We start from the raw sequence: 20,396 nt of genomic DNA, 5'->3' as shown, positions 1-20,396 counted from the left end.
TTCCGCGCCAGCCATGACGCCCAACAGCTTGTCCAGTGCCATCGATCTCAGCCAAAAGCGCATCTTGCTTACCGGAGGGAGCGGCTTTTTGGGCAAACACGTCCTGCAGCAGTTGCAACTCCTGGGGGTCAAGCCGGAGCAGGTGCGGATCCCACGCTCCCGCACCCACGACCTGCGCCGCTGGGAGGTCTGCCAAGAGGTGGTGCAGGGACAAGATGTCGTCATCCATTTGGCGGCCCACGTGGGCGGCATCGGCCTCAACCAGGCCAAGCCGGCGGAGCTCTTCTACGACAACCTGATCATGGGATCCCAGCTCATCCACGCCGCCTACCTGGCGGGGGTGGAGAAGTTTGTCTGCGTGGGCACCATCTGCGCCTATCCCAAGTTCACCCCCGTCCCCTTCAAGGAAGAAGATCTCTGGAACGGCTACCCGGAGGAGACCAACGCCCCCTACGGCATCGCCAAGAAAGCCCTGCTGGTGCAACTGCAGGCCTACCGGCAGCAGTACGGCTTCAACGGCATCTACCTCCTGCCGGTAAACCTCTACGGCCCCATGGACAACTTCGATCCGGAAAGCTCCCACGTGATCCCGGCCTTGATCCGCAAGGTGCATGAAGCCCAGCAGCGGGGCCAGAACTACGTCGAGGTGTGGGGAGATGGCAGCCCCACCCGCGAGTTTTTCTACGCCGAAGATGCGGCTCGGGGAATTCTCCTGGCCACCCAGCTCTACAACAGCCCTGAGCCACTCAATTTGGGCACCGGCGAGGAGATCTCCATTCGGGATCTCATCGCCCTCATCTGCGAGCTGATGGAGTTTCGGGGCGAGATCCGCTGGCAAACCGACAGGCCCAACGGCCAGCCGCGCCGCTGCTTGGACGTCTCCAAAGCCCGCGAGAGGATAGGTTTTGTGGCCAAGGTGAGCCTGCGGGAGGGGCTGCAGCGCACCATCGAGTGGTACCGCCGCCACGCCCCGGCAAACTAGGCAACAACCTGGCTCTCCAGGCGGCCATCCTCCATGTGCAACACCCGGTCGGCAATGTCGAGGATGCGGTTGTCGTGGGTCACCATGAGGATGGTGCAGCCCTGCTCTCGCGCCAACTTCTCCATCAGGGTCACCACCTCGCGGCCCGACTTGCTGTCCAGGGCTGCGGTCGGCTCGTCGGCCAGCACCAACTTGGGGTGGCTGACCAGGGCCCGCGCGATGGCTACCCGCTGCTTCTGCCCTCCCGAAAGCTGCTCCGGGTAGTAGTGGACGCGATCCCCCAAACCCACCGCCGCCAGCATCGCTTCTGCCTGCTGCTGCACCTGTTGAGGAGAAAGGCCGTTGTGCAGCTCCAGGGCCATGCGCACATTTTGGGCCGCCGTCAGGGAGCGCAGCAGGTTGTGGGCCTGGAAGATGTACCCCACCTGGCGGCGGATCTGGATGAGGGTGTTGGGCTTAGCGCCCCGCAGCTCCTGCCCCAACACCCGCAGGCTGCCCTCTTGCACCGAGCGCAACGCTCCCAGGAGCGTGAGCAGCGTGGTCTTGCCGGAGCCAGAGGGGCCGGTCAACAACACGATCTCCCCCGGCTGCAAAACGAAGTTGATGTCAAAAAGCACTTGCTTGCGCAGGGATCCCTCGCCAAAGTAGTGGTTCACCCCTTCGGCTTTGACCACCGGCTCAACGGCATGTTGGGTGGAAGCGAGGGCAGCTTGATCGAGAAGGGAAGGCAGCATAGGGAGCTCAAAATCTCAAACAACTTGGGTTGACAATTCAATTCAGTAACCGCTTGGGCCATCATCGGAACCGCCGCGATTGAACCATCCAGAAGCCTATTGAAGGGATCCCAGAAGTCTTTGGGCAGTTGATCAAGCTATTCAACAATCCATCTGCCTCCTCCATTCTTGCCAAAACTTAGAAAATGTCGGCGGGATCGGCTGCCCGCAGCCGCCGCACGGCAATGGCCCCCGAGATAAAGCACATGCTCACTGCCAGCAGCAGCACCAACACCGCCCGGTTGAAGGTCATGGCGATCGGCAGCAACGTAGCATTGGCCGTCAAATCGTAGAGCAAAACTGCCAGGGCAAAAGCTGGAATATACCCCAAGCCGGCCAGCAAAATAGCTTCTTGAAACACCACCCCCAACAGGTAAGTATCCGTGTAGCCCATGGCCTTGAGGGTGGCATATTCCGCCAGGTGATCGGATACATCGGTGTAGAGGATCTGATAGACAATCACAATGCCGACGATGAAGCCCATGGCCACCCCCAGGCCGAAAATAAAGCCGATGGCCGTGCCCTCCTCCCAGTAGCTTTGCTCCATATCGATAAACTCTGCCCGCGACAGCACCCGCACATCTTCCGGCAGCAAGGCCCGCATCTGCTGCACCAACGGCTGGGGATCCACTCCCGGCTGCAGCTGCACTACGCCGATATCCACCAGGCCGCGCTCCCGCTGGGGAAAGATGCGCAGGAAGTTGAGGTCGCTGGTGAGGATGGTGCCATCGGCGCCAAAGGTGGCCCCCATCTTGAACAGGCCCCCCACCTGGACGCGGCGGTTGCCTACTTCAGTAAAAACTTCTCGACCGGCCTCAAACCACTCCGGGATGGGGCCAAACTCGCTGCGGGAGCGGCGGTCGAAGAGCACCACGTCTGCTTTCTTGATCTCCTCCAACTTGTCGGGGGTCAGCTCCGGCAACTCCAGCAGGTCGGCAGAGGGATCCACCCCCACCACAAAGATGCTGCGGGTGCGGCGGGTCTGGGGGTTTTTCCAGAGGGCAAAGCCCACATAGACGGGCGAGATGGCCCGTACCCCCTCAAAGCCCAACGCCTGGTAGAGCCGCCGCTGGGAAAAGGTGTTCATGGCAATGAGGGCGTTGGACTGGGGGCTGACCAGGAAGATCTCCCCTTTGAGGGCGACGTGGAAGCGGATGGCGCTTTCCAAGAGGCTGTCCTGGAAGCCCAACTGCATGAACATGAGAATGCAGGCAAAGGCAATGCCCGCCAGGGCCACCAGCAGGCGGATCTTCTCCCGCGTCAACTGCAGCCAGGCCAAGGGGATGCGCCGCCCGATAAACGCTACGCTGAACAGGCCGGACATTCCCCCCTCCTACCCCTCGACCTCGATGGCCACATCCACCTGCAGGTTGGTCAGGCCGGCCACGCGGGCGCTGCTTTCCGGATCCAGGCGGATGTACACCTCCACCACGCGGGCATCCACATCGGCGGCGGGGTCGGTGTTGAGCACGTCTTTTTTGCCGATCTGCAGGCCCACCCGCTCCACCCGGCCCTGCAGCGTTTCTGGCAGCGCGCGGTTGCTGATGGTGGCCCGTTGTCCGGGCCGCACCCGCAGGATGTCGGTTTCGTAGACCTCCGCCACCACCATCATCTGGTCGGTGTTGCCCAGCTCGAGGATCCCTGTGTCGGCAGCGATAACTTCCCCAGGCCGCGTGCGGATCTTGAGCACCTGGCCGGCCCGGGGGGCGCGGATGAGGGTGCGCTCCAAGCGGGCCTCCGCCAGCTCCAGGTTGCGGGCCAGGGATCCCAGTTGCACTTGCGCTTGCGCCCGCCTCAGCCCCGCTTCAGCAGCTTGCACCTGGGCTTGGGCGTTGCGCAGATCCCGCTCGCGGGCCAGGCGCAGTTGATCCAGAGTGGCCTCGGCAGCCCGCAAGTCCTCCTGCCGTTGCCGCACCAGCAGAGCTTTCTGGTCTAGCTCCTGCTGGGAGATAGCCCCCTCCTGCCACAGGGCCTGGAAGCGAGCCAGGTTGGCCTCGGCATCGGCCAGCTCCGCCCGAAGGCGCTCCACCACCGCTTCCTGGGATCGGATCTGCATCTGTTGCGGTTCGTCTAGGCGGCTGAGGCGGGTGCGCGCCTCTTCCACTTGAGCTTGGCCAAAGCGGGTCTCGGCCTCCAGCCGGGCGCGGGCTTCTTGGAGTTGGGCAGCAGCATACTCCCGCTCGGCCAGGCGCTCTCGATAGCTTTCCAGACGGGCCAACACTTGCCCCGCCCTCACCCGCTCCCCTTCGGCCACTAGCAGCTCTCCCAGTCGCTCTCCCGGAGGGCCGGCCACCCGCACCACCTCTCCTTCCGGCTCCAGGCGACCCAGGGCGCCAACGCGGGGAGGTAGCCGCGTCTCCTCCGTTGCATTCTCTGATACGGATTGGGTGGCCGCCTGCTGGCTCAGGCCCAGCCAGGCCAGCCCAGTTCCGGCCAGCAATCCAGCTCCCGCAATAGACCAGAGTAGCCGCTGATTCATCGTTCCCTACTCGTTGAGTTTTGCGGTTGAGGTCGGTCGTTACAGTTGCAATTCTTTAATAAATGTAAAGTTTATGGGGCAAGGATGTCCAGGTTTTTCTCATGTGTTTATTTTTCGGGTATTCGTTTTTCTCCGGCTTGTCTTCGGTTGTCGACCTTCGTCGGCTACCTAACCCAAGGGATTCCTGATATGATCTGCCGTGTCCGGGGCCTTTCTGCAGGTGCCGATTTCTAGGTGTGGTGCGAGGAGTGAGGTGGAGTTGCGATGGTGGAAACAGTTGGGGGGAAAGATGCCGTTGCGCCGGCGCCAGCTCGTTCTCCATCTCCGCCTGCGAAAAATTTGGATCCGTTGAACCCGCTACTTCCGGCTTATCATTTTGTCGGGATCGGCGGGGTGGGGATGTCGGCTCTGGCTTACATTTTGGCCAAGCAGGGGTTTCGGGTTTCAGGGTCGGATATTGCCGCCAATGGCCGCACCCGTCGCCTGGAAGCCTTGGGGGTGCGCTTTATTCAGGGGCACACTCTGGAGGGTTTGGCCGGGGATCCCCAGGTGGTCTACTCCAGCGCCATTCGCCCCACCAACCCGGAATTAGCGGCGGCGCTGGACAAGGGACTAAAGGTTTGGCATCGAGCCGATTTGCTGGCTGCCCTGTTTAACCATCGTCCCAGCATTGGGGTGGCGGGCACCCACGGCAAGACCACTACTAGCAGCATGATTGGCTACATGTTACTGGCGGCGGGCTGGGATCCCACCTTGATCATCGGCGGGGAGATGGACGCCTGGGATGGCAATGCCCGTCTAGGCCAGGGGGAATACCTGGTAGCCGAGGTGGACGAGTCGGATGGATCCCTGGTGCGGCTCTATCCCCAAATTGGCGTGATCACCAACATTGAGCTAGACCACCCGGATCACTACGCCAATCTGGAGCAGGTGATCCGGGCCTTTCAGCAGTATGGGCAGCAGAGCCAAACCCTGGTGGCCTGTCTGGACTGCCCCAACGTGGCCACCCACCTCAAGGTGGACATCGGCTACAGCCTGGCCGGCCATCCCCAAGCCCAGTACCAGGCCCGTCAGATCCTCTACACTGCCGATTGCACCTCTGCCGAGATCTGGGAAAGGGGATCCCTCCTCGGCCAGCTCCGCCTGCAGGTGCTGGGATCCCACAACCTCAGCAATGCTCTGGCCGCGGTTGCCGTGGGGCGGCAGCTGGGCTTGGAGTTCCCCGTGATTGCCTCTGCTCTGGCCCAGTTTCCGGGAGTGCGGCGCCGCTTTGAGCACAGGGGCGAGGTGGGTGGGGTCACCTTTATCGACGACTATGCCCATCATCCCAGCGAGATTCGGGCTACGCTGCGGGCGGCACGGCTGCAGCAGCGGCGGGTGGTGGCGGTGTTCCAGCCCCATCGCCACAGCCGCTTGGCCAAGTTGTTCCAGGACTTTGCTTGCTGCTTTGCGGATGCGCAGGTGGTGGTGATCGTGCCCACTTATGGGGCGGGAGAAGCAGCGCCTGAGGGCTCCGACAGCTTGCGGCTGGCCGTGTCGGTGGCGGAGCACCATCCCCATGTACGTTATGTGTCTTCTTTGCCGCAATTGCCGCAGGTGTTGCCGTCTATCTTGCAACCTGGAGATCTGGCAATTTTTTTGGGCGCAGGCGATCTCAATCAACAGATAGCCGCTACGATGCGGGCCTATGCGGCTCGGCTGGGGGAGCAGCCTCTGGCAAACTTTGAAGGGAAATTGCCGGGGCAAGCGGAGGATGGGATCAGGGAGATGGGGGCTTCTGAGGTATTGGCATCATGACTACAGCTCCCTGCGTGCCCAATGCCTCAAGCGTTGCCCGACTCTCTGGACGGATTCAAGCGGGGATCCCCTTGGCCCCTCTGACCAGCTTTCGGGTGGGCGGCAAGGCGGAGTGGTATTGCGAGCCGCACAACAATCTGGAGCTGCAGCAATGTTTGGCCTGGGCGCGGGCGCAAGGGATCCCGGTTACACTGTTGGGGGCGGGCAGCAACCTGCTCATCAGCGATGCCGGCCTGCCGGGGCTGGTGATCCACACCCGGCGTTTGCGCGGGATGCAACTGTTGGAGGGGGGGAGGATCTGGGCCGCTGCCGGAGAACCTTTGGTTAACCTGGCGCGGGCAGCCGCCAAGCGGGGCTGGAGTGGCTTGGAGTGGGCCATCGGGATCCCGGGCACGCTGGGGGGAGCGGTGGTGATGAATGCCGGCGCCCACGGGCGCGCCATGTCGGACGTGTTGGTGGAAGTGCAGATTTTGGATGAAGAGCAGGAGCCCTGCCGCTTAGAACCGGTCGATCTGCAATTTGGCTACCGCCGCTCGCGGCTACAGGACTCTCCTTGGACGGTGACGGGGGCAACGCTGCAGTTACTCCCAGGCCGGGATCCGGCTCAGGTGCAGCGACAAACCCAGCGCCACCTCAACCAGCGCCTGAGCTCTCAGCCCTATCATCTGCCCAGTTGTGGCAGCGTCTTTCGCAACCCCGAAACCTATCCTGCCGGCTGGCTAATTGAGCAGGTGGGGTTGAAGGGGTACCGCATCGGTGGGGCCCAAATTTCAGAGCGCCATGCCAACTTCATCCTCAATTGTGGTCAGGCCAGCGCCAACGACATCTACCGTCTGATTTGCTTGGCCCAAGAAAAGGTTTATCAACGATGGTCGATATTCCTAGAGCCAGAAGTGCGCATTCTGGGATCTTTTGACGATCCTTTGATAAGTTAATTTGGCCTACCCCATTTTTTGATGATTGGATGGTTCTGATCTTGAACTGTCCTCACCAGTCCTTGATGGATTCTCGTTGATTATTTTGCGTCAGTTTATGGTTAGGGCACGGCTACTTTACGTCGCTTAATTGCACAACTAATTGCACAACTCAATCAGTCCCCCACAAGCGCGGAAGAACGCCGCTATTTGATTGGCGGGAACGGGAACACCGCCACGAAGATCTGAACTAGGATCCGGCTTCAGAGCGGCACAACGACTGAAACTCGAAGGGACTCCGCCCGCTACGGGATCCCGAGCAGCCATCGCCAAGTTTCGTTTTTGAACAGGATCCACACCCCTAATCTCATCAAAATCCAGGGTACCCAGCGCTCTCCCTGTTCAGCCAAGATCTTGGCCACTTCCGGTTGCACCGTCAGCCTTTGAGCCATGGCAAACCACAGCCCTTTCATCAAAAAGAAAATTATAGAAAAGAGAGCCAACTGGAGAGGGGTGCTGCCGGCAAACAAAGGAACGTACAAGCTGATGTTATCCCCGCCATTGGCAAAGGTGAGGAGCATGGACAGCAGAGCTGGCGAGGGCAAAAAGAGCAGCCCAGTCTTTGCGGGTGGTCGATCTTGCAGTTTTTCCAGCTCTTTCGACAGGGCTTCTTCCGCTTCAGATCGCCACAATTTCCAGCCGCCCACCGCCAGCGGGATCAGTCCCAGCAGGCCAATGGCAGATGGCGGCAGCACCAGGCCCCCCAAGTACCCCAAAAGGCTGATCAAGATCAATCCTGCCAAGCCCAAGTAGCCCCCCAGCTAAACCTGCCAGCCCTTCCAAGTAGGTTGGATCTGCACCTGGGCAAACAACACAACCAGCACAAAAAAGTCGTCGATGTGGGTGGCAATAAAGGCGAGGATCCCTTCCGCCAGCGTTGTCCAGAAAAGAGGGAGAGGCATGAGCTTAAGAAGTGGGGAAGAGGGCGCCGATATCGACAAGGTGAAGCTGCACCAGCCCGAGGATCGCCAAAGTGTAGGCAGTAGAAGAAGCCAAACTAATAACGAGATCGCGCTTTATGTTGCGGGGTTTATCCCCTTGCTCAACCACATCAGTAGCGCCAAACTGCATCAGGAGAAGGCCAATCAAGTTGGAAAGCCAGTACCCGGCAAGGGTTCCTCCCAAAAGCCACTGGGGCTGCCACAAGCTGCAGAGGTAGCCAAATCCATAGGCAATGGGTAGGTTGAAGAACAAATCGTTCCACCAGGAAAAGGGCGAGAGCATAAACCCCAAAACCAGTAAAATGCCACCTCGGAACTTCCTCCCCATCGGCTCTGTCTTCCGCGTTGCGTCTCCCTAATGTTACTTCACAGTGCTTCATGACAACCCAGAGAGAATGCCTGGCCCTGCACCTGGGAGAATGGCACGGGCTCTTTTCCGAGTATCGACCCACCGCCCACGGCTGGGAGCTGGTGGGCCAAAAGCGCAGCCTCATCACCTTTGAGGCTTTGGATCGGGACGCAATCCGCCAAACCAATGCCTACTACCCCCTAGAGGGATCCCCTACCCCAACAAGCCGCCAGAGCTGGGTCTATCAAGATTTCTCGCCCGGCTTGCGCTTTTTCCCCGATGGCTCCTTTTCCAACGGGCAGCTGCAGCTGGCACCGTTTGGCGATTTTGCCGTCGAGCAGGGCTTTCTTTGGGGAGAGCGCAAGGCGCGGGTGGTGCAGCAGTGGGATCCCCAGGGCCGCCTGGTGCGGGTGACGGTCATCTTGGAGCGGCGCGGCCAGGTGCTGGATCTTGGGGCCGACTTTCCTGCGCTGACCCAAGCGCAACTGGGAGAGGCCTTGCAAGGGCGATGGCGGGGGATCGCCCAGAGCTTTTCTGCTGCCGATAGCTTGCTCAGCGAAACTCATGTAGATCTCTCAGAGTGGGCCAGCCCTTGGGATCCCTTGCCGGGGGGGCTGTGGATGGGCGGGCCGGATCCCTTGCCCATCCCCACCCTTCATCGGGATCGCCGCTTTTCCCTCAGCCTGAGCTGGTTTCCGGAAGGGCCGGAGGGCCGCCACCTGCTGCGCCTGGTGCGCGACTACGACGAGGGCGGCGCCTGGCAGCGGGTTACGCTGATGCGGCTGGAGCGGGATCCGGGGTGAGAAAGGCGCAGACCTGGGCAAACACCGTCTCCCGCTCGCAGTCCAAGGTGAGAACGTGGTCGGAGCGCTCCAGCCAATGCAGGGTCTTCTCGGCGGATCCCAGCTCCCGGTAGAGCCACGCCGCCTGGTCGGGATCCACCACTGTATCTTGGCGCGGCTGCAGGATGAGGGTGGGAACTTGGATGCTGGCTACTTCCCCCCTGACCCGCTCGATGAGCTCAAGGGCGCTGCGCACCGCCGTTAGATTGAAGCTGCGCAAATAGGCCACTCTTTCTGCCAACGCGCGGACATCGCCATCCCGAATCGGCAGGCGAAAGCGGGGAACCTCTTCCAAGAGCCAGCCCAGGCTGTTGAGGTACTGCTCCGGGCGAAAGAGATAGTACCAGCGGTGGCGAATGGCAAAAAACGGCGCCAGCAGGATCAATTTGTGGACAGGGTGGGCAAAGGCCAGGTGCAGCGCCAACAGGCAGCCGGTGGAAAACCCCACCAGCGAAAGGCGCGGGTACTCCTGCTGCAGCGCCAGGTAATGTTCCAAAACCCGCCCGTACCACTCCGTCCAGCGGGAAGGGGGCATGCGGGGTGCCGGGCGGTCGTGGCCGGGATAGTTAAACCCCTGCACCGTCAGGCCGGCTGCCAACAGCCGCTCCGCCAGCCACTGCAACTCGTAGACGCCACCCCCCAACCCGTGCAGCAGCAGGCAGGCGTGCTCCCGTGATCCCCGCCACAGAAAAGGCTCGTTGCTCAGCATTGAAAACCTCGCGTCAAGACAGGACAGGATCCCTTTCTAGCCCAGCGCAATATCGAGCAGCAGCATCAACACAAACCCACTGAGAACGCCAAAGGTGCCCTCCCGCTCCAACCCCTGCCGGTGCGACTCGGGGATGATCTCATCCGAGATCACAAACAACATCGCACCAGCGGCAAAGGCCATGCCCCAGGGCAGCAGCGGCTGAGCCAAAGTGACCACCGTCGCTCCCACGATGCCGCCGATGGGCTCTACCAGCCCGGTCAGCAGGGCAATGGCAAAAGCAAACAGCCGCGAATACCCCTGGCTGGCCAGCGACAAGGCCACCACCAGCCCTTCCGGCATGTTCTGCAGGCCGATCCCCAGGGCCAGCGCCAACCCATCGCTGACTTGGCCGGTGGCAAATCCCACCCCCACCGCCAGGCCTTCCGGGAAGTTGTGCAGGGCAATGGCAATGATGAAGAGCCAGATCCGCTTTAGGTGGGCGCGGTTCTCCCCTTCAGCCCCTTTGAAAAAGTGCTCGTGGGGAAAAAGCTGGTGGGCACTCTCCAGAAAGATCGCCCCCAACAACAGGCCCGCCACCATCACCACGGCCGCCCCGAACTGGGAATATCCCAGCGCCAGCGCCGCCTCGGTGCCCGGCACCACCAGTGAAAACGAGGTGGCGGCCAACATCACCCCACCCCCAAACCCCAGCAGGATCCCTTGCACCCTCTCCGAGAGCGAGGGAAGAAAAAGGGCCGGCAAAGCCCCCAGCCCCGTTGCCAAGCCGGCGATAAAGCTAGCCAGGGATCCCATCGCGATTGGATGCACAAGATCCTCCTTACCAAGCCAAATGCTTTTCAATTTTTCCCTTTTTTTGCCTGCCTGGGAAACCCTCCACCAGCTCTTTTTCCTTGACGGCTGAAAATGACTCTCTGGCTGCTTAGCCTAGGGATCCTGAAGCTGCCAAGCAGTATAAACCTAGGTGTCAGTGCTTCTCATCACTCCCAACAAGCTGGTTTCGAGGCTAAGCTTTCTCTAGTTGAGCGGCCACTCCTCCTGCGGAAAACAACCTGTTGGTGTGTTTAGGTGGCGATAGTGAGGAAAAAGCAATGAAGAAAAAAGCAATTGCAACCCTTGTAACTCTAAGTCTGGGCGGAGTTTGCTTAGGGCTAGCCGGCTGCGGTGGCGGCGGAAGCGGTGGGACGATAGTGCCTACACCGACACCTACGCCGACTCCGACACCTACGCCGGGTGCCCCGACTTTTAGCAAGGCATTTAATCCTACCTCGGTCTCGCTGGCTGCTGCTGACCCTAATCCCAAAACAACTCTGACCTACAGGATTACCAACACCGCTGCCCTGCCCCTGACTGGTCTAGCTTTTTCCGACGACTTGCCTAACGGTTTGGTCATTGCCAATCCCAATAACCTGAACAATGGCTGTGGGGGGACGGTGATAGCTCCACCAGCAACCACTTCCATCTCGTTGGTCAACGGCTCATTGGCAGCCAACGCTAGCTGCACCATCAGCCTGGATCTTCAGGTTACAGCCACGAGACCGGGATCCCTGACCAGCTCCGCGGTACCCCTGAGCAACAACCAAGGGCTCAATGCCACCGCTGCGGCTATCAACCTAACGGTAACGGTGCCAGCTCCCACCTTTACCATGGCCTTTGATCCCAGCACGAGTGTCGCAGCGGCCAGTGGCAACGCCACCGGAACCTTGACATTTACCATCACCAACAACGCAGCCATTCAATTGACGGGCTTGGCCTTTGAACACACCTTTCCGGCGCCTCCTAATACTCCTCCTTTGCAAATTGCCGCTGGGGCGGCTTTTATACCTTCGTGCGGCTCCCCCACTCTCACAGCCACGGCGGGTACGGCCGTCATTCGATTCACCGGAGGACGAGTAGCCCCAGGACAAACTTGCATAGTGGACATCCCTGTCCAAGTGGCAGTACCAGCAACCGCGACCTCAGGCACCCTCTACACCTACGTCAACAACCCGGTGAGGTTGACCAGCGAGGAGGCTGCCCCTGTTACAGTGGGGCCAGTAATCTGGAGAGTTCGGGTGCAGTGAATTAGTCCTTACAAAAGCAGCTCGGCAATTTGAACGGCGTTGAGGGCCGCACCTTTGCGGATTTGATCCCCGCACAGCCACAGCTCCAGGGCCTTGGGCTCGGAGATGTCTTGGCGGATGCGGCCCACCGCCACTTCATCCTTGCCGGCCACGTCGATGGGCATGGGAAAGCGGTTCTGCTGCCAATCTTCAATGAGCACCACCCCAGGGGCCTGGGCCAGGATTTGCCGGGCTTTTTCCACAGGGAAGGGCTGTTCAAACTCCAGGTTGAGGGCCTCGGCGTGGGTACGTAGCACCGGCACCCGCACACAGGTAGCTGTCAGCCACAGGTTGGGGGATCCCATAATCTTGCGGGATTCGTTGACCATTTTCATCTCTTCCTGGCAGTAGCCGTTCTCTTGCAGGGGGCTGTTGTGGAGGAAGAGGTTAAAGGCAATGGGGTAAGGGAACACCTGGGGCTGCAACGGCTGCCCCTGGAGGTAGGCGCGGGTTTGCTCTTGCAGCTCCACCATGGCGCGGGCCCCGGCCCCGCTGGCGGACTGGTAGGTGGCGGCCACCACGCGGCGCAGCGGGATGTGGCGATGCAGGGGGTAGATGGCCACACACATTAGGATGGTGGTGCAGTTGGGGTTGGCGATAATTCCCCGGTGGCGAAAGGCTTCCTGGGGGTTGACCTCCGGCACCACTAGCGGAACATCGGGATCCAGGCGAAAGGCGCTGGAGTTGTCGATCAGCACCGCCCCCGCCTCGACGATGGTTTTGGCCCAGGTTTTGGAGACACCGGCACCGGCAGAGGCCAACACCAGGTCTAGGCCCCGGAAGGCCGCTTCTGAAACTGGTTCCACCGGGATCCGCTCCCCCTTGAAGGTCAAATAGGTGCCCGCCGAGCGGGGCGAGGCCAACAGCTTCAACTCTGCCACCGGAAAGTGGCGCTCTTCCAGCAGTTTCAGCAGCTCCGCTCCTACGGCTCCTGTGGCCCCTAGGATGGCTACCCGTTGTTGCCGTCCCATGCTTTCTTGTCCTCAGGTTTTCCTAATTCTAGGGTTCCAGAGGTGGCTGTAATCGAGGCCAAAGCAGCCTGCACCTCTGCCAGCTCGACTTGATCGGTCAGCTCGGCCTGGCCGATGCGGCGGGGCAGAACGAAGCGAATCCGCCCCTGTTTGACTTTCTTGTCGGCCTGCATTGCCTGCAGCACTGCCTCCCAAGGGATCCCGGCAGGCCAGTGGCTGGGCAGTCCTGCTTTCTCGATCAGGCGTCGTTGCCGTTCGGCTTCGGTGGCACTCCACCAACCCAGGCGGCGGGCAATCTCCCCGGCAGCTACCATGCCGATGGCAACAGCCTCCCCGTGCAGATAGCGGCGGTAGCCGGTGGCAGCTTCTAGGGCATGGCCGAGGGTGTGGCCGTAGTTGAGGATGGCCCGCAAGCCCCCTTCGCGTTCGTCCTGCTGCACCACCCAGGCTTTGCACTCGGCACAGCGCCGCAGCAGATAGTGCAAGTCTGAGGGGGCAAAATCGGTGTAGCGGCCTAGCCTGGGCTGCTTTTCCAGAAACTCAAACAGGTCGGCGGCCTGGATGACACCGTATTTGATCACTTCCGCTAGGGCAGAGGTAAACTCCCGCCGGGGCAGGGTCTGCAACACCGTTGGATCCATCCACACCAGGCGCGGCTGATAAAACGCCCCAATGAGGTTTTTCCCGCCAGGATGGTTGACACCGGTCTTGCCGCCAATGGCCGCATCCACCATGGCCAAAAGCGAAGTGGGCACCTGCACCCAAGGGATCCCGCGCAGCCAAGTGGCGGCGGCAAACCCCACCATATCCCCAATGACCCCCCCTCCCAGGGCCACGAGGGTGGAAGAGCGCTCCAGGCCAAAGCTCAAGGCAGCATCGTAGATCTTGGCCACCGAGCGCAGGGTTTTGTAGCGCTCGCCGGCGGGCAACAGAAAAAGACGGGCAGCAAACCCCGCTTGTTGCAACCCTTGCATCAACTTTTCGCCAAAATGCTTGGCAATGCCGGGGTGGCTCACCACCAGCGCCTTGCCCGAAAGTCCCCTGGCTTGCAGTTGGGATCCCAACTGGATAAGGCTGTGGCCGCCGGAGCCTTCGGGGGACTGGATGAGAATGTCGTAGGAGCCGTGGGGAAGCTTGACGGGGATCAGACAGGGATCCATAGGTGCTGCTGTTGAAGAGATGGGATCCATTGACACTCCCAGCGCCTAAAGGCGGGGGATTCTTACGCAGTCCACAAAAGAACCCGTAACGGCGTTGTCAAAGCGCCTCTAGACAGTTCCTGAAGGCCGCGGCAGGTTTGGTCTTAAACTCATTCCTTCTTGCCAGGAGAGCCTCAGCTTTTTCTTAAAGCTACTGAGTGCCTCAGTTACAGACTTACAGGTCTGTTGTGCGGCGGAAACATACATTGCGATGAAGTGCTTGTTTTGGGTTCTCGCCATCTCAGCACAAAGCTCACCATAGCTTGCCCATCGCTTCGTTTTGAAATAGACTTGTCTCGCATAGTACAAAGCACAGTTGTACACTTTATTAGACTGTTGACACAAGTACTCTAATAGGGGGACTAGCTCTCTGTTCCTGACTCGAACCTGCTGACAGCCGTACTCCATCATTGTTGGCAAGCGGCATGACAACCGCAGTCTAACATGGGCAAGCGATAGTGCGAGAGGAAAGTCAACGGTACAATCACTACAACCATGCTGTGGGGCTAGCGGTTGTTTATCTTATTTTTTGGCCAAAGAGAAGGAAAAAGGTCTTGGTAGGAGAAGTCAGGAAGAGGTTGTTTGAGCTATGAAACTATATCAACGACCCCCATCATGGGTAAGCGACTAAAGTGGCTAGCGAGCTTTTCCGCCCTGCACTCAAGTGCGGGGCTACCAAGCTATCCTTTTGTGTGGCACGTTCTGTTGCTTGATGTTCTTCCCATGCCTCCTGGCTTGCCCAGTCCTACGGCCCACTGCAAGTGAACCGCGCAGCGGGGCAGGTAGGAAACCCTTTCTCAGCTTACAAGGCTACCCTCGCCTACTGCTCGCGCCAGCGGTGCGAAGCGTTCCCCCCAGATGCGAACCTCCACCCTACGGGGAAAACGGATCCCAGCGGCCTACTCAGGGCAAAACCGGCAGCACCGGCAGAATCTCAACTTCGGTGCGCTGGGTTTGGGGGAGAGATTGCGAAGGCCAAGTGGGGCCGCCGGAGCCATAGGCAGCAGGGCTGACCATGCTGTGCTCGGCGATAAGCTGGTTGAGGCGGGCGATGCGCTCCGCGACAGGGGGATGGGTACGCAAGAAGTCCGGCAGGGATGGACGGGATTGCAACTTGGCCAAAAATTGCGACATGCCCCTGGGATCGAAGCCAGCGCGATAGGCGGCCCACAAACCTTTTTCGTCGGCAACAAACTCGTTTTCGCGGCTTTGCGGTCGGCGCACTCCCAGCTCCAGGGCTAGGGCGGCCAAGGTGTTGTCATCGAGTCCCAGCAATTGGGCGCCGAAGCGGGCGGCGGCAGCCTGCTGCAGTTGCTGGAGGCCGTGACGTTCGCTGATATGGGCGATTTCGTGGCCCAAGACAGCAGCAATTTGGTCGTCGTTGTCGGCAGCTTCCAGGGCGCCAGTGGTGATGTAAACAAAACCACCCATCGTGGCAAAGGCGTTGATGTCTGGATCCTCCACCACCTGAAAGGTATAGGGCAAGTTAGGGCGTTCGCTGTGGGCGGCCACCCGCTGGCCGATGCGGTTCACCCGCTCCACCCAATAGAAATTTGAACTGACGCGAATCTGTCCGCGGGCTTTCAGTTGCTGGTCGATCTGGCGGCCCAAGCTCACCTCTTGGGCGTCGTTTAACTGGCTCACCTGCAGCCATTGCAGGCCGTGGATCAGCAGCCGAACCAGGTCTTGGGCCTGGGCAGGGGATCCCATCCCGGCGGCAAGGATGGCCAGCAGAGCAAAGGCAACCGGCTTGGCCACGCGGCAACTCCGCCGCTGGGGGGGGATGGGGCCCACCGACGGGATTGCCTCGACAGCAGAGCGAGGTTTCAATACCCGCATTGGATCCCTCCAAGACAACCTTCTCTCAGGCTAGCGATCTGGCAATGGGATCGTCCTACCAGAAATGGGCAACCCCTCTACTCTTTTGGCTACTTTGGCTGAGATTGCAGCAAGGGGAAGTGTTTCCGCAGCCAGGCTTCTGCCTCAGCGCGAGTGGTAAGCTCGCCGTTGAGGGTGAGGCAGCGCAGGCGCTCCAAGATCTCCTGAAAAAGAGGGCCCGGCTTGTAGCCCAGGCAACGCAAATCGTGCCCGTTGAGGGGTGGCTTCACCCAATGCCACTCCTGCAAGTAGCGCCAGAGCAGCCGCCGCGCTGGCTTGGCGGCCAGCCCTGCCAACAGGATCACCGCCGGGATGCGCAGCCCCTGCAGCAGCCGTACTACCTGAGCCGGAGACAGGGATCCGGTCTCCAGTTGGGCCAAGAGGGCTTGGTAGTGGGAGAAATGGCTGAGGCGTTCGATGCCCGCTTGGGTGAGGTGGAGCTGGCTGGCTACCTGGGGTGCCTGGGGCAGGGGCAAGAGCAAGGCTTCCAGGCGCAGTTGCCAGATCTCCTGGGATCCCAGCTCGGGGTAGCGGCGGCGGAAGTGATAGGCCCAGCGGCCCACCCGCTGCAGCCGCCGGTACAGGGAGGGATCCCAGGTCAAAGCGGGGTGAATGCAGCGCAGGGCTCCCCATGCCGCCAGCCGCTCAAAAGCCAAGGGCCAGTCGCGGGAGCGGAGGATGTAGGCCAGCTCCTGCTTGAGGCGCTCCCCGCCAACGGCATCGTGGAGGCCGCTGGCTACAGCCGTGCGAATCCATTCTTCGGTGGTCGGATCCAGGGCAAAGCCCAGGTGCACGGCAAAGCGGACGGCCCGGTAGATGCGGGTGGGATCCTCGATGAAGCTGTTGGGGTGGAGGGCGCGGATGATCCCCTTTTGCAGATCCGCTTGCCCGCCGAAAAAGTCCAGCAACTGCCCCCGCTGCGGGCCGTTGAGGCGCAAAGCCAGCGCATTGATGGAAAAATCCCGCCGGTAGAGATCCTGATGGATGGATCCCATGGCCACTTCAGGGGGCGAGGCCGGGTAGGGGTAAAACTCGGTGCGGGCGCTGGCAATATCCACACAAAAGCCCCCTGGCCAGATCAGGGCTGCCGTCTGGAACTTGCCGTGGATCTCCAGGCGTGCCTCCGGGAAGTGCTGCTTGAGGGCTTTTCCCAGGATCAACCCCCAGCCCGGCGGATCCGTCCCTTGGGGGGTCGAGGGGTAAGGCCCATCCACCACCAAATCCAAATCCAGCCGTTCCAGGCAAGAGGAGGGCTGCCGTCCCCACCGGTGCAGCAGCAGATCCCGCACCGCCCCCCCCACCAGATACAGCCGCAGACCCTTTTCATCGGCAAGGCGGGCCGCCACCTCCAGTAAGCGGCGGTGCTGCGGCGACAGGGCCGGAAAGGAGAGATCCAGGGGGCAGGAAAGCTCAGGAGCGGCCAACCGGGGCGAGAGAGCCGGCAGCTCGTGCAGGTGCCGCAACACGTCGGTGCGGGTAACGATGCCCACCAACTGGCCATCCTGGAGCACGGGCAGACGGCCAATGTCCCACTGCACCATCAGCCGCTGGATCTCCGCCAGGGGCGTGTCGGGGGAGAGGGTCTTGACGTCGGTAGTCATGTAGCCCTTGACGGGGGCATGGCCAAAGCCGTGGTGCAGGGCAATGTCGATATCTCGCCGCGAGATCACTCCCACCAGGCGGCCCTGGCCATCCACCACCACCAGGCCGGAGTGGCCATAGCGCAGCAGCACCCGCTGCGCCTCCTGGATAGTAACCTCCGGTCGGATGGTGCGCACCGGCGAGGACATCAAATCCTTGGCCGTCACAGGCGGCGGGATCCGCTCTTTAACCGCCTGGCTGAGGTCGCTCAGCACCTGGGCGGGATCGGGCAGGGGCTGGTCTGGAGAAGCTTTTAGGGTAGCGGCTGCCGCACAGTCGTGGCCGCCGCCACCGTAGCGGGCCATCACTCGGCCCAGTTGGGCAAACTCCTGCCGCGCCCGCCCGATGAGGCTAAGCCGCTCCCCCTGTCGTGCCACCAAGAGCAGCACGTCCACCCCTGTCAGATCCATTAGCCGCATCACCAGGCCGGCCAAGCCGGGCACAAACTCCGGCAGCTCCAGCAGCCACGTTCCCAAGCGGTACTCCCCCACCGCCTCCACCTGCATCTGGGCCAGTCCCTGGCTGAGCAGTTCCTGCATCGGGGGGGTGAGGCCATCGCCCAAAAAGCGCCGCAACAGCACCAGGTTCACCCCCTGCTGCAACAGCCAGGTGAGGGCGGCGGCATCGCGGGCGGTGGTCTCCGGGAAGGTCAGGGATCCCGTGTCCATGTGGAGGCCCAACGCCAGCGCCAGCCGCTCGAAAGGGCTGAGGCGGATCCCGGCCCCCTGCAGCCGCTCCACCAGGAGGGTACAGGTGGAGCCCACCGCCTCAATGTGAGCGCTGACCTGCTGCTGCGGCCACAGCTCTTCCAGCGGGGTGGCCGGCAGGTGGTGGTCGAAAATCTCGATCTTCGCCCCAGGAACGCTCAGCCAGGCAGCAGCCTTACCGAGGCGATCCGGGTCGTAACAATCCACCAGGATCCAGCGCTGGACCTGGCGGGGATCCACCGAACGCAGCTCGATGAGGGGAAACTCGTCCCGGTAGAGGGCCAAGAACTCCTGCACTCCCGGCAGGGATCCGCCAGTCAAGGCAATGCGGGCGCCTGGATACAGCCGTGCTGCGCCCACCGCCGCTCCCAAGGTGTCGAAGTCCGCCGACTGGTGACACAGGATGAGATCCATGCTGGCAGCAGCGCCTTGCTGGCATAGGCCCACAGAGAGGGGCGTTTAGATTGTAGTCAGCTCCTTTTCTTTTTCCGCCAGCAGCTCATCAATCTTTTTGATGTAGCGGTCGGTCAACTTTTGGATCTCTTCTTGCCGACTCTTGGACTCGTCTTCGGAGATCTCGCCGTTTTTCTCCTGCTTGCGCACGGCGTCAATGGCGTCGCGGCGGATGTTGCGAATGGAAACCCGCCCCTCCTCTGCCAGCTTGGCCACCTGTTTGGTTAGCTCTTTGCGCCGCTCTTCCGTCAGGGGGGGGAGGGTGAGGCGGATGACCTTGCCGTCGTTGCTGGGCGTCAGGCCCAGGTCGGAGGCGAGGATGGCCCGCTCAATCGCTGCCAGAGTCGAGGGATCAAAAGGCTGGATCAGGAGAGTGCTGGCATCTGGAGTGGTGATGCTGGCTAGCGCCTTCAGGGGAGTGGGAACGCCGTAGTACTCCACCTGAACGCGATCCAGCAGGCTGGCGTTAGCCCGCCCGGTGCGCACCGTGTTGAAGGAACGCTGGGTGGCCTGCACCGCTTTGCTCATTAACTCCTCGATCTCAGCTAGCTCCACGACCTTTTCCTCGCTCTCGAAACAGTTTGCAGACGCTCAGACACTAGCGGCAAAAAACCAAGACCTCTAGCACGAGCCTGAGCTTAATTTTATCTTGTCTAGATCCGCGCGCGGCTCTAGAAGCCATTCTCCAGTCCTAGCGGCACTAGAATGGCCATGAACTCCTCTTCTTGGTCCATGCCTGGGATCCCTGCTGCTTTTTCCCCGCTGAGGTTGACGCTTGAGCAGGTCAACCTCTCAGCTTCGGCTCTGGCGCTGTTGGACTACTGCCCCCGCTTGTTTTGCTACGTGTACCTGGAGCGGCTGATTTGGCCGGCAGCGGATGCCTTTGAGCACGAAGCGGAGCAGCAGCGGGGACGCCAGTTTCACCGCCTGGTGGAATCGTACAGCCGCGGGCTCCAGGTGGAGCCGCGCTTGTCGGCCTTGGAGGAGACAGTACGCCAGTGGTGGCAGGTGTTCTTGGCCAGTCCCCATGCCCAGCCGCAGGGGCGGGTGTTGGCGGAACTGCCCCTCTGGCAACGGATTGAGGGGTTTAAGCTGATGGCTCGCCTGGATCGGCTGGTGATTGCGCCGGGATCCCTGCACATTGTCGATTGGAAGACGGAGCGGCAGCGCCCCCCCGACGAACAGTTGGCCCAGGACTGGCAGGTGCGCCTTTACCCGCTGTTGCTCTGCGGGGTGGCCGCTCAACTGCCCCTGGCAGGCCCTTTTGAGCCGGAGCAGGTGCAGCTTACCTTTTGGTATGTGCAGCACCCGCAGCAGCCTTTTCAGTTGCGCTACAGCGCCGCCGCCTACGAGCGGGATCTGGCCCACCTCAAAGCCACCCTAGGCCGCCTGCGGCAACTGGAGGCGCAGGCCTTTCCCGCCCTCCCCTACGGCGAACGCTGTGCCAGTTGCCTGTTTTGCGCCCGTTGCCACGGGCTCATGCCGCCAGGGATCCCTTCCCAGAACCTGACGGACTGGGTTTGGCCGGAAGCGGAGCCACTAGAGGAAACGCCTGAGGCGGAATGGCTATAGCCGCCGGGATCTCGGTGACCCCAATCG

General features: G+C 61.3%; 19 protein-coding genes and 1 pseudogene. 7 read left to right on the top strand and 13 right to left on the bottom strand.

Annotation, left to right across the window (positions count from 1 at the left end; translation table 11 throughout):
* The first annotated feature begins 13 nt into the window (after nucleotides 1-13).
* Nucleotides 14-982, top strand: a complete 969-nt coding sequence (locus ACVWXC_RS08470) for a GDP-L-fucose synthase family protein (RefSeq protein WP_041438425.1) — start codon at nucleotides 14-16, stop codon at nucleotides 980-982.
* Here the strand turns inward: ACVWXC_RS08470 and ACVWXC_RS08465 are convergent.
* The 3 genes from ACVWXC_RS08465 to ACVWXC_RS08455 form a co-directional block, all read right to left on the bottom strand.
* On the bottom strand, nucleotides 979-1,716 hold the full coding sequence (locus ACVWXC_RS08465; RefSeq protein ID WP_011430702.1) for a DevA family ABC transporter ATP-binding protein: 738 nt from the start codon (nucleotides 1,714-1,716) through the stop codon (nucleotides 979-981). The genes ACVWXC_RS08470 and ACVWXC_RS08465 overlap by 4 nt on opposite strands.
* 178 nt (nucleotides 1,717-1,894) lie before the next feature.
* Nucleotides 1,895-3,079: an ABC transporter permease DevC gene (gene devC, locus ACVWXC_RS08460; RefSeq protein ID WP_011430701.1), complete on the bottom strand. Its 1,185-nt coding sequence runs from the start codon at nucleotides 3,077-3,079 to the stop codon at nucleotides 1,895-1,897.
* Between the two features lie 9 nt (nucleotides 3,080-3,088).
* Nucleotides 3,089-4,234 (bottom strand): ABC exporter membrane fusion protein, encoded by a 1,146-nt coding sequence (locus tag ACVWXC_RS08455; RefSeq protein ID WP_011430700.1) that lies wholly within the window; start codon nucleotides 4,232-4,234, stop codon nucleotides 3,089-3,091.
* A gap of 264 nt (nucleotides 4,235-4,498) precedes the next feature.
* Here ACVWXC_RS08455 and murC point away from each other — a divergent pair, with 264 nt between their 5' ends.
* The gene (murC, locus tag ACVWXC_RS08450) at nucleotides 4,499-6,031 is read left to right on the top strand and encodes a UDP-N-acetylmuramate--L-alanine ligase (RefSeq protein WP_099813067.1); all 1,533 of its coding nucleotides are present in this window, start codon (nucleotides 4,499-4,501) and stop codon (nucleotides 6,029-6,031) included.
* On the top strand, nucleotides 6,028-6,966 hold the full coding sequence (murB, locus tag ACVWXC_RS08445; RefSeq protein ID WP_099883796.1) for a UDP-N-acetylmuramate dehydrogenase: 939 nt from the start codon (nucleotides 6,028-6,030) through the stop codon (nucleotides 6,964-6,966). Before murC ends, murB begins: the two co-directional genes overlap by 4 nt.
* A gap of 284 nt (nucleotides 6,967-7,250) precedes the next feature.
* On the opposite strand, the gene ACVWXC_RS08440 is transcribed toward murB, so the two are convergent.
* Genes ACVWXC_RS08440 through ACVWXC_RS08430 form a run of 3 tightly spaced genes read right to left on the bottom strand, consistent with a single transcriptional unit; the run spans nucleotide 7,251 to nucleotide 8,229 of the window.
* Nucleotides 7,251-7,754, bottom strand: a complete 504-nt coding sequence (locus tag ACVWXC_RS08440) for a cadmium resistance transporter (RefSeq protein WP_049749765.1) — start codon at nucleotides 7,752-7,754, stop codon at nucleotides 7,251-7,253.
* Nucleotides 7,755-7,766: 12 nt separating this feature from the next.
* Complete coding sequence (locus tag ACVWXC_RS08435; protein ID WP_011430697.1) at nucleotides 7,767-7,907, bottom strand: hypothetical protein; 141 nt, start codon at nucleotides 7,905-7,907, stop codon at nucleotides 7,767-7,769.
* A 4-nt stretch (nucleotides 7,908-7,911) separates the two neighbouring features.
* The gene (locus tag ACVWXC_RS08430; RefSeq protein WP_457392114.1) at nucleotides 7,912-8,229 is read right to left on the bottom strand and encodes a hypothetical protein; all 318 of its coding nucleotides are present in this window, start codon (nucleotides 8,227-8,229) and stop codon (nucleotides 7,912-7,914) included.
* Between the two features lie 95 nt (nucleotides 8,230-8,324).
* On the opposite strand from ACVWXC_RS08430, the gene ACVWXC_RS08425 reads away from it, so the two are divergent.
* Nucleotides 8,325-9,098: a DUF3598 family protein gene (locus ACVWXC_RS08425; RefSeq protein WP_457392111.1), complete on the top strand. Its 774-nt coding sequence runs from the start codon at nucleotides 8,325-8,327 to the stop codon at nucleotides 9,096-9,098.
* Here ACVWXC_RS08425 and ACVWXC_RS08420 read toward each other — a convergent pair.
* Nucleotides 9,064-9,846, bottom strand: a complete 783-nt coding sequence (locus ACVWXC_RS08420) for an alpha/beta hydrolase (RefSeq protein WP_457392108.1) — start codon at nucleotides 9,844-9,846, stop codon at nucleotides 9,064-9,066. The genes ACVWXC_RS08425 and ACVWXC_RS08420 overlap by 35 nt on opposite strands.
* Nucleotides 9,847-9,882: 36 nt before the next feature.
* The gene (locus ACVWXC_RS08415) at nucleotides 9,883-10,656 is read right to left on the bottom strand and encodes a ZIP family metal transporter (RefSeq protein WP_457392105.1); all 774 of its coding nucleotides are present in this window, start codon (nucleotides 10,654-10,656) and stop codon (nucleotides 9,883-9,885) included.
* Nucleotides 10,657-11,123: 467 nt separating this feature from the next.
* On the opposite strand from ACVWXC_RS08415, the gene ACVWXC_RS08410 reads away from it, so the two are divergent.
* Complete coding sequence (locus ACVWXC_RS08410) at nucleotides 11,124-11,909, top strand: DUF7933 domain-containing protein (RefSeq protein ID WP_457392131.1); 786 nt, start codon at nucleotides 11,124-11,126, stop codon at nucleotides 11,907-11,909.
* Between the two features lie 8 nt (nucleotides 11,910-11,917).
* Here ACVWXC_RS08410 and ACVWXC_RS08405 read toward each other — a convergent pair whose 3' ends face one another.
* The gene (locus ACVWXC_RS08405; protein WP_457392102.1) at nucleotides 11,918-12,919 is read right to left on the bottom strand and encodes an aspartate-semialdehyde dehydrogenase; all 1,002 of its coding nucleotides are present in this window, start codon (nucleotides 12,917-12,919) and stop codon (nucleotides 11,918-11,920) included.
* Nucleotides 12,898-14,079 carry a 3-dehydroquinate synthase gene (gene aroB / locus ACVWXC_RS08400; protein ID WP_457392099.1) on the bottom strand — a complete coding sequence of 394 codons (1,182 nt, stop codon included), beginning with the start codon at nucleotides 14,077-14,079 and terminating at the stop codon, nucleotides 12,898-12,900. The genes ACVWXC_RS08405 and aroB overlap by 22 nt, the downstream gene beginning before the upstream one ends.
* Before the next feature lie 497 nt (nucleotides 14,080-14,576).
* Here aroB and ACVWXC_RS08395 point away from each other — a divergent pair.
* Nucleotides 14,577-14,708, top strand: a pseudogene (locus ACVWXC_RS08395) (IS200/IS605 family transposase); the annotation flags it as partial.
* A gap of 313 nt (nucleotides 14,709-15,021) precedes the next feature.
* On the opposite strand, the gene ACVWXC_RS08390 reads toward ACVWXC_RS08395, so the two are convergent.
* From ACVWXC_RS08390 to frr, 3 genes are all read right to left on the bottom strand, one after another.
* A complete protein-coding gene (locus ACVWXC_RS08390) occupies nucleotides 15,022-15,957 on the bottom strand; it encodes a M48 family metallopeptidase (protein ID WP_099883810.1) in 936 nt (311 codons plus the stop codon).
* 89 nt (nucleotides 15,958-16,046) lie between these two features.
* The gene (locus tag ACVWXC_RS08385; RefSeq protein WP_457392095.1) at nucleotides 16,047-18,758 is read right to left on the bottom strand and encodes a CBS domain-containing protein; all 2,712 of its coding nucleotides are present in this window, start codon (nucleotides 18,756-18,758) and stop codon (nucleotides 16,047-16,049) included.
* 45 nt (nucleotides 18,759-18,803) lie between these two features.
* Complete coding sequence (gene frr / locus ACVWXC_RS08380) at nucleotides 18,804-19,352, bottom strand: ribosome recycling factor (protein WP_457392092.1); 549 nt, start codon at nucleotides 19,350-19,352, stop codon at nucleotides 18,804-18,806.
* A 156-nt stretch (nucleotides 19,353-19,508) separates the two neighbouring features.
* Here frr and ACVWXC_RS08375 point away from each other — a divergent pair, with 156 nt between their 5' ends.
* Nucleotides 19,509-20,369 carry a PD-(D/E)XK nuclease family protein gene (locus ACVWXC_RS08375; protein ID WP_049749827.1) on the top strand — a complete coding sequence of 287 codons (861 nt, stop codon included), beginning with the start codon at nucleotides 19,509-19,511 and terminating at the stop codon, nucleotides 20,367-20,369.
* The last annotated feature ends 27 nt before the right edge of the window (nucleotides 20,370-20,396 follow it).

The sequence above is a fragment of the Thermostichus sp. OS-CIW-20 genome, assembly GCF_054061455.1.
This window is presented reverse-complemented; position numbering and strand designations above follow the sequence as displayed.

Coding starts and splice junctions, on each gene's coding strand:
- murB (WP_099883796.1), top strand. CDS start 6,028: ATGACTACAGCTCCCTGCGTGCCCAATGCCTCAAGCGTTGCCCGACTC.
- ACVWXC_RS08405 (WP_457392102.1), bottom strand. CDS start 12,919: ATGGGACGGCAACAACGGGTAGCCATCCTAGGGGCCACAGGAGCCGTA.
- ACVWXC_RS08435 (WP_011430697.1), bottom strand. CDS start 7,907: ATGCCTCTCCCTCTTTTCTGGACAACGCTGGCGGAAGGGATCCTCGCC.
- ACVWXC_RS08465 (WP_011430702.1), bottom strand. CDS start 1,716: ATGCTGCCTTCCCTTCTCGATCAAGCTGCCCTCGCTTCCACCCAACAT.
- ACVWXC_RS08425 (WP_457392111.1), top strand. CDS start 8,325: ATGACAACCCAGAGAGAATGCCTGGCCCTGCACCTGGGAGAATGGCAC.
- ACVWXC_RS08420 (WP_457392108.1), bottom strand. CDS start 9,846: ATGCTGAGCAACGAGCCTTTTCTGTGGCGGGGATCACGGGAGCACGCC.
- ACVWXC_RS08455 (WP_011430700.1), bottom strand. CDS start 4,234: ATGAATCAGCGGCTACTCTGGTCTATTGCGGGAGCTGGATTGCTGGCC.
- ACVWXC_RS08430 (WP_457392114.1), bottom strand. CDS start 8,229: ATGCTCTCGCCCTTTTCCTGGTGGAACGATTTGTTCTTCAACCTACCC.
- aroB (WP_457392099.1), bottom strand. CDS start 14,079: ATGGATCCCTGTCTGATCCCCGTCAAGCTTCCCCACGGCTCCTACGAC.
- ACVWXC_RS08390 (WP_099883810.1), bottom strand. CDS start 15,957: ATGCGGGTATTGAAACCTCGCTCTGCTGTCGAGGCAATCCCGTCGGTG.
- ACVWXC_RS08470 (WP_041438425.1), top strand. CDS start 14: ATGACGCCCAACAGCTTGTCCAGTGCCATCGATCTCAGCCAAAAGCGC.
- devC (WP_011430701.1), bottom strand. CDS start 3,079: ATGTCCGGCCTGTTCAGCGTAGCGTTTATCGGGCGGCGCATCCCCTTG.
- murC (WP_099813067.1), top strand. CDS start 4,499: ATGGTGGAAACAGTTGGGGGGAAAGATGCCGTTGCGCCGGCGCCAGCT.
- ACVWXC_RS08385 (WP_457392095.1), bottom strand. CDS start 18,758: ATGGATCTCATCCTGTGTCACCAGTCGGCGGACTTCGACACCTTGGGA.
- ACVWXC_RS08375 (WP_049749827.1), top strand. CDS start 19,509: ATGAACTCCTCTTCTTGGTCCATGCCTGGGATCCCTGCTGCTTTTTCC.